Source organism: Actinomadura rugatobispora (genome assembly GCF_055379765.1).
Map to the genome: position 1 here is coordinate 6,249,105 of NZ_AP029191.1, position 13,214 is coordinate 6,262,318.

At 75.9% G+C, this 13,214-nt stretch carries 13 protein-coding genes; 10 read left to right on the top strand and 3 right to left on the bottom strand.

The genetic code is table 11. The features are described from left to right. The first annotated feature begins 91 nt into the window (after nucleotides 1–91). From ACZ466_RS28070 to ACZ466_RS28115, 10 genes are all read left to right on the top strand, one after another. Nucleotides 92–1,072: a hypothetical protein gene (locus tag ACZ466_RS28070; protein ID WP_378282668.1), complete on the top strand. Its 981-nt coding sequence runs from the start codon at nucleotides 92–94 to the stop codon at nucleotides 1,070–1,072. 2 nt (nucleotides 1,073–1,074) lie between these two features. Then, the gene (locus tag ACZ466_RS28075) at nucleotides 1,075–2,079 is read left to right on the top strand and encodes a hypothetical protein (protein WP_464041715.1); all 1,005 of its coding nucleotides are present in this window, start codon (nucleotides 1,075–1,077) and stop codon (nucleotides 2,077–2,079) included. Beyond that, on the top strand, nucleotides 2,080–3,381 hold the full coding sequence (locus ACZ466_RS28080; RefSeq protein ID WP_378282666.1) for a CpaF family protein: 1,302 nt from the start codon (nucleotides 2,080–2,082) through the stop codon (nucleotides 3,379–3,381). It abuts the gene before it with no gap. Next, nucleotides 3,371–4,393 (top strand): type II secretion system F family protein, encoded by a 1,023-nt coding sequence (locus ACZ466_RS28085; protein WP_378282665.1) that lies wholly within the window; start codon nucleotides 3,371–3,373, stop codon nucleotides 4,391–4,393. The genes ACZ466_RS28080 and ACZ466_RS28085 overlap by 11 nt, the downstream gene beginning before the upstream one ends. A 97-nt stretch (nucleotides 4,394–4,490) precedes the next feature. Next, nucleotides 4,491–5,408: a type II secretion system F family protein gene (locus tag ACZ466_RS28090; RefSeq protein WP_378282664.1), complete on the top strand. Its 918-nt coding sequence runs from the start codon at nucleotides 4,491–4,493 to the stop codon at nucleotides 5,406–5,408. A 37-nt stretch (nucleotides 5,409–5,445) separates the two neighbouring features. Continuing rightward, on the top strand, nucleotides 5,446–5,667 hold the full coding sequence (locus tag ACZ466_RS28095; RefSeq protein WP_378282663.1) for a Flp family type IVb pilin: 222 nt from the start codon (nucleotides 5,446–5,448) through the stop codon (nucleotides 5,665–5,667). 2 nt (nucleotides 5,668–5,669) lie between these two features. Next, a complete protein-coding gene (locus tag ACZ466_RS28100; RefSeq protein ID WP_378282662.1) occupies nucleotides 5,670–6,101 on the top strand; it encodes a TadE family protein in 432 nt (143 codons plus the stop codon). Beyond that, nucleotides 6,098–6,538 (top strand): TadE/TadG family type IV pilus assembly protein, encoded by a 441-nt coding sequence (locus ACZ466_RS28105; protein WP_378282661.1) that lies wholly within the window; start codon nucleotides 6,098–6,100, stop codon nucleotides 6,536–6,538. Before ACZ466_RS28100 ends, ACZ466_RS28105 begins: the two co-directional genes overlap by 4 nt. After that, the gene (locus ACZ466_RS28110) at nucleotides 6,535–6,999 is read left to right on the top strand and encodes a TadE/TadG family type IV pilus assembly protein (RefSeq protein WP_378282660.1); all 465 of its coding nucleotides are present in this window, start codon (nucleotides 6,535–6,537) and stop codon (nucleotides 6,997–6,999) included. The genes ACZ466_RS28105 and ACZ466_RS28110 overlap by 4 nt, the downstream gene beginning before the upstream one ends. A 10-nt stretch (nucleotides 7,000–7,009) precedes the next feature. Beyond that, the gene (locus tag ACZ466_RS28115) at nucleotides 7,010–10,294 is read left to right on the top strand and encodes a hypothetical protein (protein ID WP_378282659.1); all 3,285 of its coding nucleotides are present in this window, start codon (nucleotides 7,010–7,012) and stop codon (nucleotides 10,292–10,294) included. 15 nt (nucleotides 10,295–10,309) lie between these two features. Here ACZ466_RS28115 and ACZ466_RS28120 read toward each other — a convergent pair whose 3' ends face one another. From ACZ466_RS28120 to ACZ466_RS28130, 3 genes are all read right to left on the bottom strand, one after another. After that, nucleotides 10,310–11,557 (bottom strand): YncE family protein, encoded by a 1,248-nt coding sequence (locus ACZ466_RS28120; protein ID WP_378282658.1) that lies wholly within the window; start codon nucleotides 11,555–11,557, stop codon nucleotides 10,310–10,312. Between the two features lie 89 nt (nucleotides 11,558–11,646). Further along, nucleotides 11,647–12,711, bottom strand: a complete 1,065-nt coding sequence (locus tag ACZ466_RS28125; protein ID WP_378282657.1) for an NYN domain-containing protein — start codon at nucleotides 12,709–12,711, stop codon at nucleotides 11,647–11,649. A gap of 216 nt (nucleotides 12,712–12,927) precedes the next feature. Next, nucleotides 12,928–13,170 (bottom strand): acyl-CoA carboxylase subunit epsilon, encoded by a 243-nt coding sequence (locus ACZ466_RS28130; RefSeq protein ID WP_378282656.1) that lies wholly within the window; start codon nucleotides 13,168–13,170, stop codon nucleotides 12,928–12,930. Nucleotides 13,171–13,214 lie beyond the last annotated feature (44 nt).

Genomic DNA, 13,214 nt, shown 5'->3' on the forward strand with positions numbered 1-13,214 from the left:
GACGCGGCATGACCGGCACCGCAAGCATGGATCGCCCGGTGAAACGGGGATCCCGCGGGGGGCGGGGCCCGCAGGGGCGGGAAGGGAGCGCGTGGGCAGTCCCATGAAGTCCAACCAGTCGGCCGTCGCGGGCGGCATCGCGACCAGTCCGGCCGGCGGCCAGGGCGGCGACGGCCTCGGCCGGTCGGGGCTGGGCGCCTCGGGCGGGCAGCGGCTCCCGGTCGCCCCGCGCGAACGCAAGCCCGCGCTCGCGGCGCTGGCGGTGCTCCTCATCCTCGGCGGCGCGCTCACCAGCGCCTACCTGGTCATGGCCAGCGGGCAGCGGGTCTCGGCGATCCGGGTCGCCCAGCCGGTCGCGGCCGGGCAGCGGATCCCGCTCAGCGCACTCGAAGAGGTGCAGGTCAGCGATACCGGCGCCGACTACTACATCAACTGGACCGAGCGCGCCGCGGTGGCCCGCGCCTACGCCGCCGTCCCGCTCGTCCAGGGCGCGCTGCTCACCAACCGCATGGTCAGCCGCACCGACGACGCCGCCAAGGGCCGGGTCGTGCTCGGGCTGGCGCTCAAACCCGGCCAGTTCCCCTCGCGCGGGCTGGAGACCGGCAAGCGGGTCAGCCTGTACGCGGTCGGCGGCGGCACCGGCGGCGGCCCCCGCGCCGGCACCGTCCTGTCGGCGGACGCGATCGTGGTGGGCGTGTCGCAGGGCGGCGACAGCGGCCGGCTGCGCGGCGACCAGACCACGGTGGACGTGGCGGTGCCGCCCAACGAGGCCCCCGCGGTGACCCAGGCCGCCTCGGCCGGCTCGGTCGCGGTCGCGCTGATCCCGGAGGGCACCCGGGTGACCGGTGGCGGCCAGCCGCAGCAGCCGCCGCCCAGCACCGAGCGTCCCGCGCAGCCGGAGGGCTCGCAGAGTCCCCCGGCCGGAGGCGGCGGCCAGACCCCCGCGCAGAACGGCGGCGGCACGACCGGCGGGACCGGCGGCGCGAACGGCGGAACGACCGGCGCACCGAGAAGCGCACCGAACCAGGGTCCGGGCGGCGGCCAGGCCCCGAACGGCACGGGCGGGGACTGACCGTGGCACTCATCGCGCTCGCGGCCGACAAGGGGGCGCCGGGCGTCACGACGGCGGCCGTCGCGCTCGGCGCGGTCTGGCCGCGTCCCGTGCTGGTCGCCGAGTGCGACCAGGCCGGCGGCGACCTCGTCTACCGGCTGCCGGCCGCCGCCGACGACCCCGCCGGACGGGGCGGGGCGCGCGACGGCGGCATGCTCAACCCGTCCCGCGGCCTGCTCAGCCTGGCCGCCACCGCCCGCCGCGGGCTGCGCCCCGACCAGATCGCCGAGCACTGCCAGCGGCTGGTCGGCGGGCTCGACGTGCTGGTCGGGATCACCAACGCCGAGCAGGCGCAGGCCATGACCTGGCTGTGGGGCCCGCTCGGGCGGGCGTTCGCCGGGCTGTCCCCGGTGGACGTGCTGGCCGACTGCGGCCGGCTCGGCGCCGGAGCCCCGCTGAACGACCTGCTGCGCGAGGCCGACATGGTCGTCCTGTTCACCCGCGCGACCCTGGAGCAGGTGGCCCACCTGCGCGAGCGCGTGGCTGCGCTGGCGTCCGAGCTGCGCGGCGGCCCGCCGATCGGGGTGGTCGTGCTGGCCGATCCGCGCGACTTCCGCGCCTCGATCGCCGAGGTCGACCGGATCGTCGCGGGCGTCCAGAGCCGGCTGCAGGGCCAGGACGCCGCGTCCCCCGGCGGCCCCGGGCCCGGGTACGGTCCCGCGCCGCCCCCGGTGGCGGTGCTGGGCGGGCTGGCGCTCGACCCCAAGGGCGCGGAGCTGCTGTCCGGGCGGTGGGGCGGGCGGCTCGACCGCTCGCTGCTGATCCGTTCGGCGCGCGAGGTCGCGGCCACGCTCATCGGCCGCCTCGGCACCGCCGTCCACGCCGGCCCCGTGCCGCCCGCGGCCCAGGCCGTCCCCGGCGCACCGCCCGCTCCCGGGCATCCTCCCCAACCCCACGAACGACCCGGCGTCCAGGAACCGCTCGCGCGACCGCCCGAGCGGCAGCAGTACCAGGAGGGGAGGCTCTAGGTGGATCACGGCCTGGTCAAGCGGCTGCGCCAGGAGGTCGGCGACCGGCTGGCCCAGCAGCGCCGCCTCGACGCCGCGAGCGGCCTCCCGCCCATGACCGGGGAGGACGAGCGGCAGTTCGCGCGCGCCCTGATCGGCCAGGTGCTGGAGGAGTTCGCGCGCGGCGAGATCACCTCCGGGCGGCGCCCGCCGAACGCCGAAGAGGAGGAGGCGCTGGCCGCCGGCGTGCACGCGGCGCTGTTCGGCGTCGGCCGCCTCCAGCCGCTCCTCGAGGACCCCGAGATCGAGAACATCGACATCAACGGCTGCGACCGGGTCTTCATCGGGTACGCCGACGGCCGCGAGGTCATGGGCGAGCCGGTGGCCGAGAGCGACGAGGAGCTGGTCGAGCTCATCCAGATCCTGGCCGCCTACAGCGGGCTGTCGTCGCGGCCGTTCGACACCGCCAACCCGCAGCTGGACCTGCGGCTGCCCGACGGCTCCCGGCTGTCGGCGGTGATGGACGTGACGGTGCGGCCCGCGCTGTCGATCCGCCGCGCCCGCCTGGGCAAGGTGTTCCTGTCCGACCTGGTCGGCAACGGCACGTTCACCCCCGAGATCGGGCACTTCTTCAAGGCCGCCGTGCACGCCCGCAAGAACATCATGCTCGCCGGGGCCACCAACGCCGGGAAGACCACCCTGCTGCGCGCCGTCGCCAACGAGATCCCCGCGCACGAGCGGCTGATCACCGTGGAGCGGGCGCTGGAGCTGGGCCTGGACGCCTTCCCCGAGCTGCACCCCAACTGCGTCGCCTTCGAGCAGCGGCTGCCCAACTCCGAGGGGCAGGGCGCGATCTCGATGGCCGAGCTGGTCCGCCGGTCGCTGCGGATGAACCCGTCCCGGGTCATCGTCGGCGAGGTGCTCGGCGACGAGATCGTCACCATGCTGAACGCGATGACGCAGGGCAACGACGGTTCGCTGTCGACCATCCACGCCAACTCCTCGATGGAGGTCTTCAACCGGATCGCCACGTACGCGATCCAGTCGGAGGAGCGGCTGCCGGTCGAGGCGACGCACATGCTGATCGCGGGCGCCATCGACTTCGTGGTGTTCATCGAGAAGCGCAACGAGTACGCGCGGGGCGGGCGGCTGCGCCGGTTCGTCTCCAGCGTCCGCGAGGTGACGGGCGCGGACGGCCGGGTGCTGTCGTCGGAGATCTTCGCCGCCGGGCCGGACGGCGTCGCCGTGCCCGCCGCGCCGATCGCCTGCGCCGACGAGCTCGCCGAGTTCGGCTACGACGTCGCCGCCGGAGGTGCCTGGTGACGCTCCCGACGTCGAGCGGAGCGCGGTGATGTACGCGCCCGACGTGCTGCTGGCCATCGCCGCCGGCGCGCTCGCCGGCGGCGGGCTCCTGCTGCTGGCCCTGGCGATCCGCGGGCTGCCCGCCCGCTCGGGGCCGCCGCCCAGGCGCAGCCGCGAGGAGCTGGTGAAGACCCTCACCACCCGCACCGCGCTCGCCGTGATCGTCGGCCTGGCGGTGCTGGTCGTCACCCGGTGGCCGATCGCGGCCGCGGGCACCGGCGTGCTCGTCCTGGCCTGGAACGGCCTGGCGGGCGGCGCGTCGGAGGAGCGCCGCAGCATGGCGCGGCTGGAGGCGCTCGCCGCGTGGACGGAGTCGCTGCGCGACACCATCGCCGGCGCGGTCGGCCTGGAGCAGGCCATCCCCGCCTCGCTGCGCGCCTCCTCGCCCGTCCTGCAGCAGCCGCTGCGCACGCTGGTCGACCGGATGCACACCCGCGTCCCGCTGCCGGACGCGCTGCGCCGCTTCGCCGACGACCTGGACGACCCGTCCGCCGACCTGGTCATCGCCGCGCTGATCCTGAACGCCAAGCTGCGCGGCCCCGGGCTGCGCGACATGCTCGGCGCGCTGGCCGGGTCCGCGCGCGCCGAGCTGGACATGCGCCGCCGGGTCGAGGCCGACCGGCGCGCCACCCGCCGCAGCGTCCGCATCGTCGTCGGCGTCTCGGTCGGGACGGCGATCGGCCTGGCCGTCTTCAACCACTCCTACGTCGAGCCGTACGACGACCTCCTCGGCCAGCTCGTGCTGTGCCTGGTGATCGCGCTGTACGGGGCGGGCTTCCTGTGGCTGCGGCGCCTGGCCAAGTACGAGATGCCCAGCCGCTTCCTCACCACGTCCGGTACGGCCCGTCCGGGGGTTCCGGGGGAGGTGCCCACGACGTTCGCCGCCTGGCAGTCCAAGGGCGCGGCCAAGGACGGCCAGAGCGTGCTGCGCGGCCGCCACACGATGGACGCGGGCGGAGGCGGTGCCCAGTGAGGGAACCGACCGGAACCGCGCAGCCCGGGGCGTTGTGCGCGGCATGGGGATGGTGTGACCATGGCCGGACGTCGCTTCTTCGTCGGGGTGGTGTGACGTGACCGGTCCGTTGCTCGCGGGCGCCCTCGTGGGCGCCGGGCTCTACCTGTTCGTCCGCGCCATCTTCCCGGCCCGGCCGGGGCTGTCGGCCCGGCTGGCCGCCTTCGACGCCGCCCGCCGCCGCGACCTGGACGACGCCGACGCCCGCCGCATGTCGCCCAGCCACGACAAGGTCGGCACGCTGCGCGCGAAGGTCGGCGCGGAGCTGGCCCGGTACTGCGAGTCGCGCGGCTGGAAGCTGCGCTCGATCCGCGCCGACCTGGCCATCACCGAACGCTCCCTGGAAGGCTTCCTGGCCACCAAGTTCCTGCTGCCGGCGGGCGCGCTGCTGGTCATCCCGGTCGTGGTGGCCTACTTCGCGCTGCTGGGCGCCGGGGTGTCGTTCCAGGTCCCGGTGTGGATCTGCGTGTTCTTCGCGGTGCTGTTCTTCTTCTTCCCCGACATGCAGCTGCGGCAGGAGGCGGCCGGGCGGCGGCAGGACTTCCGGCACGTCGTCGGCGCGTTCCTGGACCTGGTGTCGATGAACCTGGCCGGCGGGCGGGGCGTCCCCGAGGCGCTGATGACCGCGTCCAACGTGGGCGAGGGCTGGGCGATGCACCGCATCCGGGACGCCCTCGCCAACGCCCGGATCACCGGGCAGACCCCGTGGCAGGCGCTGGGCCGGCTCGGCGACGAGCTGGACATCGCCGAGCTGCGCGACATGGCCGGCGCGCTGGCGCTGGTCGCCGACGACGGCGCGCAGATCCGCAAGTCGCTGGCGGCCCGGGCCGCGTCGATGCGCAGCCGCGAGCTGTCGGAGCTGGAGGGCAAGGCCGGCGAGCGGTCCCAGTCGATGCTCGTCGCGCAGCTCCTGCTCTGCGCCGCCTTCCTGGTCTTCCTCGCCTACCCCGCGCTGATGCGGGTGATGGCGGCCTGACGGAAACGCGAGCCTAGTAACCCCTGAAGGAGGATGTGTGGGTCCGATCAATCCATGGAACGACCCGGTCGTCGTCTATCTGCGGGCCCTGGTCGGCTGCCGCGTCGACCGGCTGCGCAACGAGCCGGAGCGCGGCAAGGGGGCCTCGGCGATCGAATGGGCGATCATCACCGCGATCCTCGCGGTCATCGCGATCACCATCGGCGCGACGATCCGGAACCTGATCGTCAACAAGGCCAACAGCATCCGGACGGAGTAGTGGTGGCGCGGCGCCGGGACCGCCGCGACCGCGGTGCGTCGTCGATCGAGTGGGCGTTGCTGACGCCGATCCTGATCCTGGTGATGCTCGCCGTGGTGCAGTTCGCGATGGTGTACCACGCGCGCCACGTCGCCCTCGCGGCGGCGCAGGCGGGCGCGCGGGAGGCCCGTACCCGGCCGGTCGGAGGCGGCTGGGAGGGCGCGGCCGAGGAGAAGGCGGCCGGCGACGTGCAGAAGATCGGCCGCAATCTCATCAGCGGGCTGCGGGTGAGCAGCGGGGAGACCGGTGACCAGCGGTGGGTCGAGGTGAGCGGCGAGGCGGTCCGGGTCGTGCCGTTCATGACCTTCCGCGTCTCGCAGCGCTCGCAGGGCCCCATCGAGTGCTTCCGCCCGGACGTGGGCGAGGGCGTGGCGTGCGGGGGAGGCGCCCCGTGAGACCTCCCCGGGACGGCGCCGACCGCGGCTCGATGTCGATGGAGATGGTGCTGGTCACGCCCCTGTTCGTGGTGTTCCTCATGCTGCTGGCCGGGGCGGGCCGGATGGTGGACGCGCAGAGCCAGGTGGACGGCGCGGCCCGCGACGCCGTCCGCTCGGCGTCCATCGCCCGCAGCGCGGGAGCCGCCGAGCGGCTGGCGCAGGAGGCCGCGTCCGCGAACCTCACCGGCCGCGACTGGTGCGCGGGCGGCCCGGTCGTGGTCACCGACACCACCGACTGGGGACCGGGCGGGCGGGTCGCGGTGACCATCACCTGCGACGTCGACCTGGCCGACCTCTCGTTCATCGGGCTGCCCGGCAGCAAGACGCTGCGCGGCAAGGCGCTCGCCCCGATCGACACCTTCACCTACCGCGGCGGCACCGGGGACGACGGATGAGGCGCCCGAGCCGCCTGACGATGCCGCGCCGCCTGCGGGTGCCGCGCGACCTGCGCGACCGCGGGACGATCGGGATGTACGTCGTCCTGTTCACCCCGGCCGTGTTCCTGCTGGCCGGGCTGCTGGTGGACGGCGGGCTGGCGATCCACGCCCGGCAGCGCGCGGCGGACGTGGCCGAGCAGGCCGCCCGCGCGGGCGCCAACGAGATCGACACCGACGCGCTGCGCCGCACCGGGGAGCCGGTGATCGACCCGGCCCGCGCCCGCGCCGCGGCGTGCGACCTGGTGGCGAGCTACGACGACGAGGTGACCGGGTCGCGCTGCGAGGCCGACGAGGAGCAGGTGGACGTGACCGTGCAGCTGACGGTGCGGCTCCAGCTGCTGGGCATCGTGCCTGGACTGGGGGAGTTTACGATGACCTCGACGGCGTCCGCCCGACCAGTCACCGACGAGGACCAGTAGGGGACACCCGATGACGGCACGGCACGCAGGCGGCAGGCGGTCCGAGGGCGTCCGGGACGCCTCGGGGAGGCGGCTGGGGCAGGGCGCACCCGAGCCCGTGCGGGTGCGCGGGCGGCGCGGCGCCGGCGACGTGCTCGCCGGGCTGGGCGCGCTTGCGGCCCTGGTGGCGCTGCTGGCCGGGGTGCCGTTCGCGCTGCTGACCTTCTTCGAGTCGCCGATCCCCGACCGGGTGCCGACGCTGTCGGACCTGTCCCAGCCGATCAGCGACAGCTCGCTGATCCCGATCCTGGTGGCGCTGGTCTGGCTGGCGTGGCTGCAGCTGGCGCTGTGCGTGGTCGTGGAGGTGTACGCGGGGATCCGCGGGGTGGGCGTGCCCGCCCGGGTGCCGCTGGCGGGCGGCACGCAGTCGCTGGTGCACCGGCTGGTGGTCGCGGCGCTGCTGCTGTTCACCGCCACCACCACGATCGTGCCCGCGTTCGGCGGCGGCAAGGACCTGCACCAGCACCGGCCGGTGCAGACCCAGGCGCAGGAGTTCCGGCCGATCGCGGCCGCCCCGCCGGAGCGGCCGGTGGAGCGGGCGCCCGGCACCGCGCCGGTCGCCGAGGCCGCGCAGCCGATCGAGAAGACCGCCACGACGAAGATCTACCGGGTGCAGCCGCCCGAGGGCCGGCACCACGAGAGCCTCTGGGAGATCGCCGAGAAGTGCCTGGGCGAGGGCCGCCGCTACAAGGAGGTCTTCGAGCTCAACAAGGGGCACGTGCAGCCGGACGGCAGCAGGCTGAACATCGCCAGCCTGATCCGGCCCGGCTGGATCCTGGAGATGCCGGCGGACGCCAAGCACGCCGAGGTCGTCCCGGTGAAGGACCTGAACGACTACTTCCGGCACGGTCACGCCGTCCCGGACAAGGCCCCGGCGCCCGATCCGCAGCCGGACCCGCAGCCGGATCCCCAGCCCGACCGGCAGCCCGCGCCCGCGCCCCGTCCGGACGACCGCACGCCCGCGCCCGATCCGGAGCCGACGCGGGGCGGCGGCGGGCCGGAGGAGCCCGGCGCGCAGATCCCGGGCGTCGAGGTCCCCGGCTCGGAGGCTCCCGGGACGGAGGTGCCGGATGCGGAGGTCCCGGACGGCGGCGTGCCCACGCCGGAGTCGCCCGCCGCCGAGCCGACCGAGCCGGAGCTGCCGTCCACGTCGGCGCCCGTACCGCCGCCCGCCCCGGCGCCCAAGCCGGTCCCGCAGCCGCCGGAGCAGAAGCAGGAGAGCAGGACCCCGGCGCCGCGGCCGACCGACGAGCTCGGCGGCGGCGCGGGCACCGGCGGCGCCACCGTCCCGGGACGCGACGCCGTCCACGCGCACGACACCGCGCTGCCGTTCGACATGAGCTGGCCGCAGGGCCTGGCCGCCGCCTCGCTGCTGGCCGCGGGCGTGCTCGGCGCGCTGGGCCGGCGCCGCCGGACGCAGATGTGGCACCGCGCGTTCGGGCACATGATCGTCCGGCCCGAGGGGGCGGCCGCGGCGGCCGAGCACGCGCTGCGCGTCGGCGCCGACGACGACGGCGCCCGCCTGCTCGACCTGGGGCTGCGCCACCTGTCCAAGTCGATGGCGGCGGGCGGCCGGGCGCTGCCCACGGTGTACGGGGTCCATCTGGGCTCGGGCAGCCTCGACCTGTGGATCGCGCCCGCCGACCGCAACCCGCCCGCGCCCTGGCAGGCCCACGACGACGGCCAGGTGTGGCGGCTGACCGCCGACGCGCTCGGCGTCCTGGACGCCGCCGACCTCGGCGACGTCCTCGCCCCCTACCCCGGGCTGGTCTCGATCGGCACCAACCCCGGCGGCCGGATCCTGGTCGACCTGGAGGCCGCGCACGGGCTGATCGCGCTGCGCGGCCCGGCGGAGACCCGGCGGTCGGTGCTGGCGGCGCTGGCGCTGGAGCTGGCCACCAACCGCTGGTCCGACCACATGCGGATCACGCTGGTGGGCTTCGGCGGCGAGCTGGGCGAGACGCTGGCGGAGGTCGCGCCGGACCGGGTCCGGACGGTGGCCGTGCTGGACGAGGCGCTGCCCGAGCTGGAGGGGCGCGGCGAGGAGGTGCGGCAGGCGCTGGCGGCCTCCGGGATGGACTCGGTGCTCACCGGCCGCAGCCGCGGGGTGTTCGGCGAGGCGTGGATGCCGCACTACCTGATCATGGCGGACGAGCCGTCCGAGCGGGAGGCCGACCGGCTGGTCGCGCTGGCCCGCACCGGCACCCGGATGGCGGCCGGCTACCTCGTCCCCGGCGATGTGCAGGGCGCGACCTGGACGTGGGACGTCGACGCCGGCGGGCGGCTGCAGGCGGGCGTGCTCGGCTTCGAGGTGGACGCGCAGCTGGTGCCCGAGGAGCACTACCGCGGCCTCGGCGAGCTGTTCCGCGGCGCGTCGCGGCTGGAGTCGGTGCCGCTGCCCGCGCTCGGCCCCGGCCCCGGCGTGGGTCCCGCGCCCGGCGGCTTGGCCGTCGCGGAGGCGCCGGGGGCCGGGATGCCCGGCGCGCCCGACGGCGGGCAGTCGTCGGTCGACATCAGGATCCTCGGCCCGATCGAGATCGACGCGCCCGGCCCGATGGACGAGAGCCGCCGGGCGCTGTGCACCGAGGTCCTCATCTACCTGGCGGCCCACCCGGGCGGGGCGCATCCGACCGTGCTGGGCGGGGCGATCTGGCCGCGCGGCGTCACCACCGGGGTGCGGGACGCCTGCGTCGCCCGCGTCTCCGACTGGCTCGGACGCGACGCCCGCGGCCGCCCGAACCTGTACTACGACGACCGCGGCCGGATCAGGCTCGGCTCGGAGGTGCGGGTCGACTGGGCGGTGTTCCGCTGGCTGGTGTGGCGGTCGGCGGCCGAACCGGCGTCCGAGACCGCCTACATGTCGTACGCGCTCGACCTGGTGCGGGGCCCGGTGCTGTCCGGCAGGCCGCGCGGCCGGTACGGCTGGCTGGCCGCCGACGACCTGGAGTACGAGGCGACCGCCCGGGTCATCGACGTCGCGCACCGGCTGGTGCTGCTGCGGCTGGACGAGAACGACCTGCGGGGCGCGGTCGGCGCCGCCCGCGCCGGGCTGCGGCTCGCCCCCGACGACGAGGGCCTGTGGCGTGACCTGCTCCGCGCCACCCACGCCACCGGCGACGAGACGCAGGTGCGGGTGGTGGTGGACGAGCTGCGCAACCGGGTCGTCCGCGACCCGCTGCTCGACCAGCTCCAGCCCGAGACCGAGGCGCTGGTGGACGAGCTCATGCCGCAGTGGCGGCAGGTCGCGGCCCGCTGAAGAGGCCCGGCGCGCTCAGCGGTAGAGGCCGGGGCCGCCGAGCGAGTAGCGGGCGGGCTGCGGGTGGACGCACGGGCCCCCGGGCCGCCCCCCGACCCGGACCGCGTGCACCGGACGGCCCGTCCGGGTCGACAGCGCGTACACCATGCCCGCCGCCGGGGCCGCCAGCCACAGCTCCGCGCCGTCGGCGGTCACACCGCCCGGGACGGCGGCGCCCCCGCCCGGCACCCGCCACAGCCGCGTCACGCGCCGGGTGGCGAGGTCGAGCGCCGCCACCGTCCCGTCGCCGCCCAGCACGTACAGCAGGCGCGACCCGCGGCCGAGCACCAGCCCCTGCGCGCCCGGCCCGGTGCGGACGAACCCGGCCGTCCGGAAGCCCGCGGCGTCGATCAGCCACAGGCCGCCCTTCGCCGCGTCGGTGACGTAGAACATGGCGCCGTCCGGCGACAGCCGCAGGTCGGCGGGGCGCGCCCCGGCGGGCAGCCGCAGCGTCCCGGTGACCGCCCGCCGGGACGGGTCGACCCGGACCACGGTGCCCGCCGACGGGCACGCCGTGACCAGGTACGTCGCGTCGGCGGCGAAGTCGGCGCGCTGCGCGCCCGCGCACGGCAGCCGGATCGTCCCGAGCGGGCGCATCGTGCGCGGGTCGCGGAGATCGATGCCGGAGTGACGGCCCGCCATGAGGAGCGCGGCGCGGCCGTCCGGCGTGAAGTAGAGCGGCCCGGGGCGGGAGATCGGCAGCGCCCGGCCGCGGTGCGCGTAGCGGGGGCCGATGGGCTGCACCCGGCCGTGCCCGGGATCGGCGACCCACAGCCGCCGCAGGTCCCAGGCCGGGACGATCTGGGACGGCGCGCCGCCGGTGCGGACCCGGCCGAGCAGCCGCCCGGTGCGCTGGTCGATCACGTCGGCGGTGCCGGTGCCGGCGTTCGGGACGTACACCCGCGGCGGGAGGCTCCGCGCCTCCGGCCCGAGCATTCCGGGGCCGGTCGCGGCGTACACGTTCACACCGGGCGGCGCGGCCGCGTCGACGTGCTTCCCCTTCCCGCGCCCGCCGCCGTCCGGCGCGTACGGCGCGGGGCCGCCCAGCGCGATCGCGGGCGCGTCCGGCGCCCCGCGTCCCGGACGGTAGAACGGCACCGGCGACCCGCACCCGGTCGCCACCAGCCCGGCCGCGGCCAGGCAGGCGAGGGTCGCGGTCGCCGCCCGTCCCGGGGCGGCCCGGCGACGGGCCTCCGGTCGCGGTGCGCGGCGTGCCCCCATCACGGGCGGGACTGTACCCCCTCCGGCACGCCCCGTGTACGGCTCATCACCAAACGCGTCCGCCGATCGTCCTCAAGCGGACGCGCCGGACGCTAGCCGGACTTGCCGATTCCGATGCCGAACTCGCGGTAGACCCGCTCCCAGAAGCCGTCCCGCAGCCAGGTGCGGGCCTCCTGGTAGGGGCGCAGCGAGGAGCCGAGCTCCTTCTCCGCCTCGATCAGCAGCTCCTTGTCGATCACGGGCGGCAGGATCGGGCCGGGCAGCAGGTCGCGGATGTTGTCGCGGCCGCGCTCGAACAGCCACTTCTGCGCGACGTGCTCGCCGATCTCCAGCATGTGGTCGCGGTCGGGGCCGAGCTTGCCGTCAGTGGGCGGCGCCGTCGCGGTGGAGTTCATCGCCGCGGCGACCGTGGCCGGGGACGCGGGCGCGCCCGCCGTGGCCGGGACGGCGCCCGCGCGGACGGCCGCCGCCGCGTGTGACGGCTTGACCGCCGGGGTGCGCCCCGCGAAGACCTGCGACGGCGACGGCACCGGGGTGCGCCCGGGGGCGACCGGTTCGCGCACGGCCGGGGCGGTGGCGGCGACGGGCAGGACCTTGGCCTTGGTGAAGTAGGGGCGGAGGAAGTCGGCGGGCAGCACCTCGACCGTGTCGGACTCCCAGACCAGCCACTCGGCCTGGTTGGAGCCGTGCGTGGGCTCCACGCCCCACAGGTGGACCCGCACGCCGTACCGCTGGGCGGCCTCCACGGCCGGCAGCATGTCCTCGTCGCCGGCCAGCAGCACCGCGTCGGTGATCGCCCGGTGCCGGGCCAATGCCTCGAGATCGGCGCGCAGTTGCGCGTCCACGCCCTTCTGCTGGCCCTGCGCGTTCAGGTTGCCCAGCCGCAGTTTCACCAGCGGCAGGTTGGCGATCACCCGCTGGTCGACCGTGGGCTGCCGCTTGGGCGCGGCGTCGAACCAGTAGACCCGCAGCAGCTCGCCCAGCAACTGGCTGTCGGCATGACTGGTCAAGGCCTTGATCAGCTTCTCCGCGGCGACCCGGTACTCGCGCCGCGAACTGCAGCCGAGAAGCAGCGCACCGGAGGCCGCGTAGAGGTATCCCGCGTCGACGAAAACGGCGTAACGCGCGGGCTGTGGAACGAACTCCGAGGTGGCCATGGCCTTTCACCTTATTCGTGCACGGGCCTGTCCTGGGTGCGAACCACGGTTAGATGTCCTCACAGCATGGCCCCACGCACGGCGTCCACACGAAATGTGTGTGCGTTCAGCCACGTTACGCCGGGTGTGCGGCCGATGGGGGATCGTGACCCTGTGGCCCCCGGAAAAGGGGGAAACGACCCCGCGCGGGGAGACCGTCCCGGCGCGGGGCCGGAGTCAGCGTGGGAGGCCGCTGGCCCGCCAGGCCCCCGCGCCGCGCGGCCGCTGCGCCTCCGCCACGGGGCCGCGCAGCAGCCGGGAGCGGTCGGCCCAGCGGGAGACGCGCCGCTCCCCGCCCCCGGCCGCCGCGGCGTGCGCGCGTGCGCGGGCCGTCAGCACCGCCACCAGCGCCGCGACCTCCTCCGGGCTCGGGTCGCCCTGGACGATCTGCAGGTACGGCTTGCCGGCGGCGCTGCTCACGTCGTCGTCTCCTTCACGGCACGTCGGGTGATCACAACACGGGG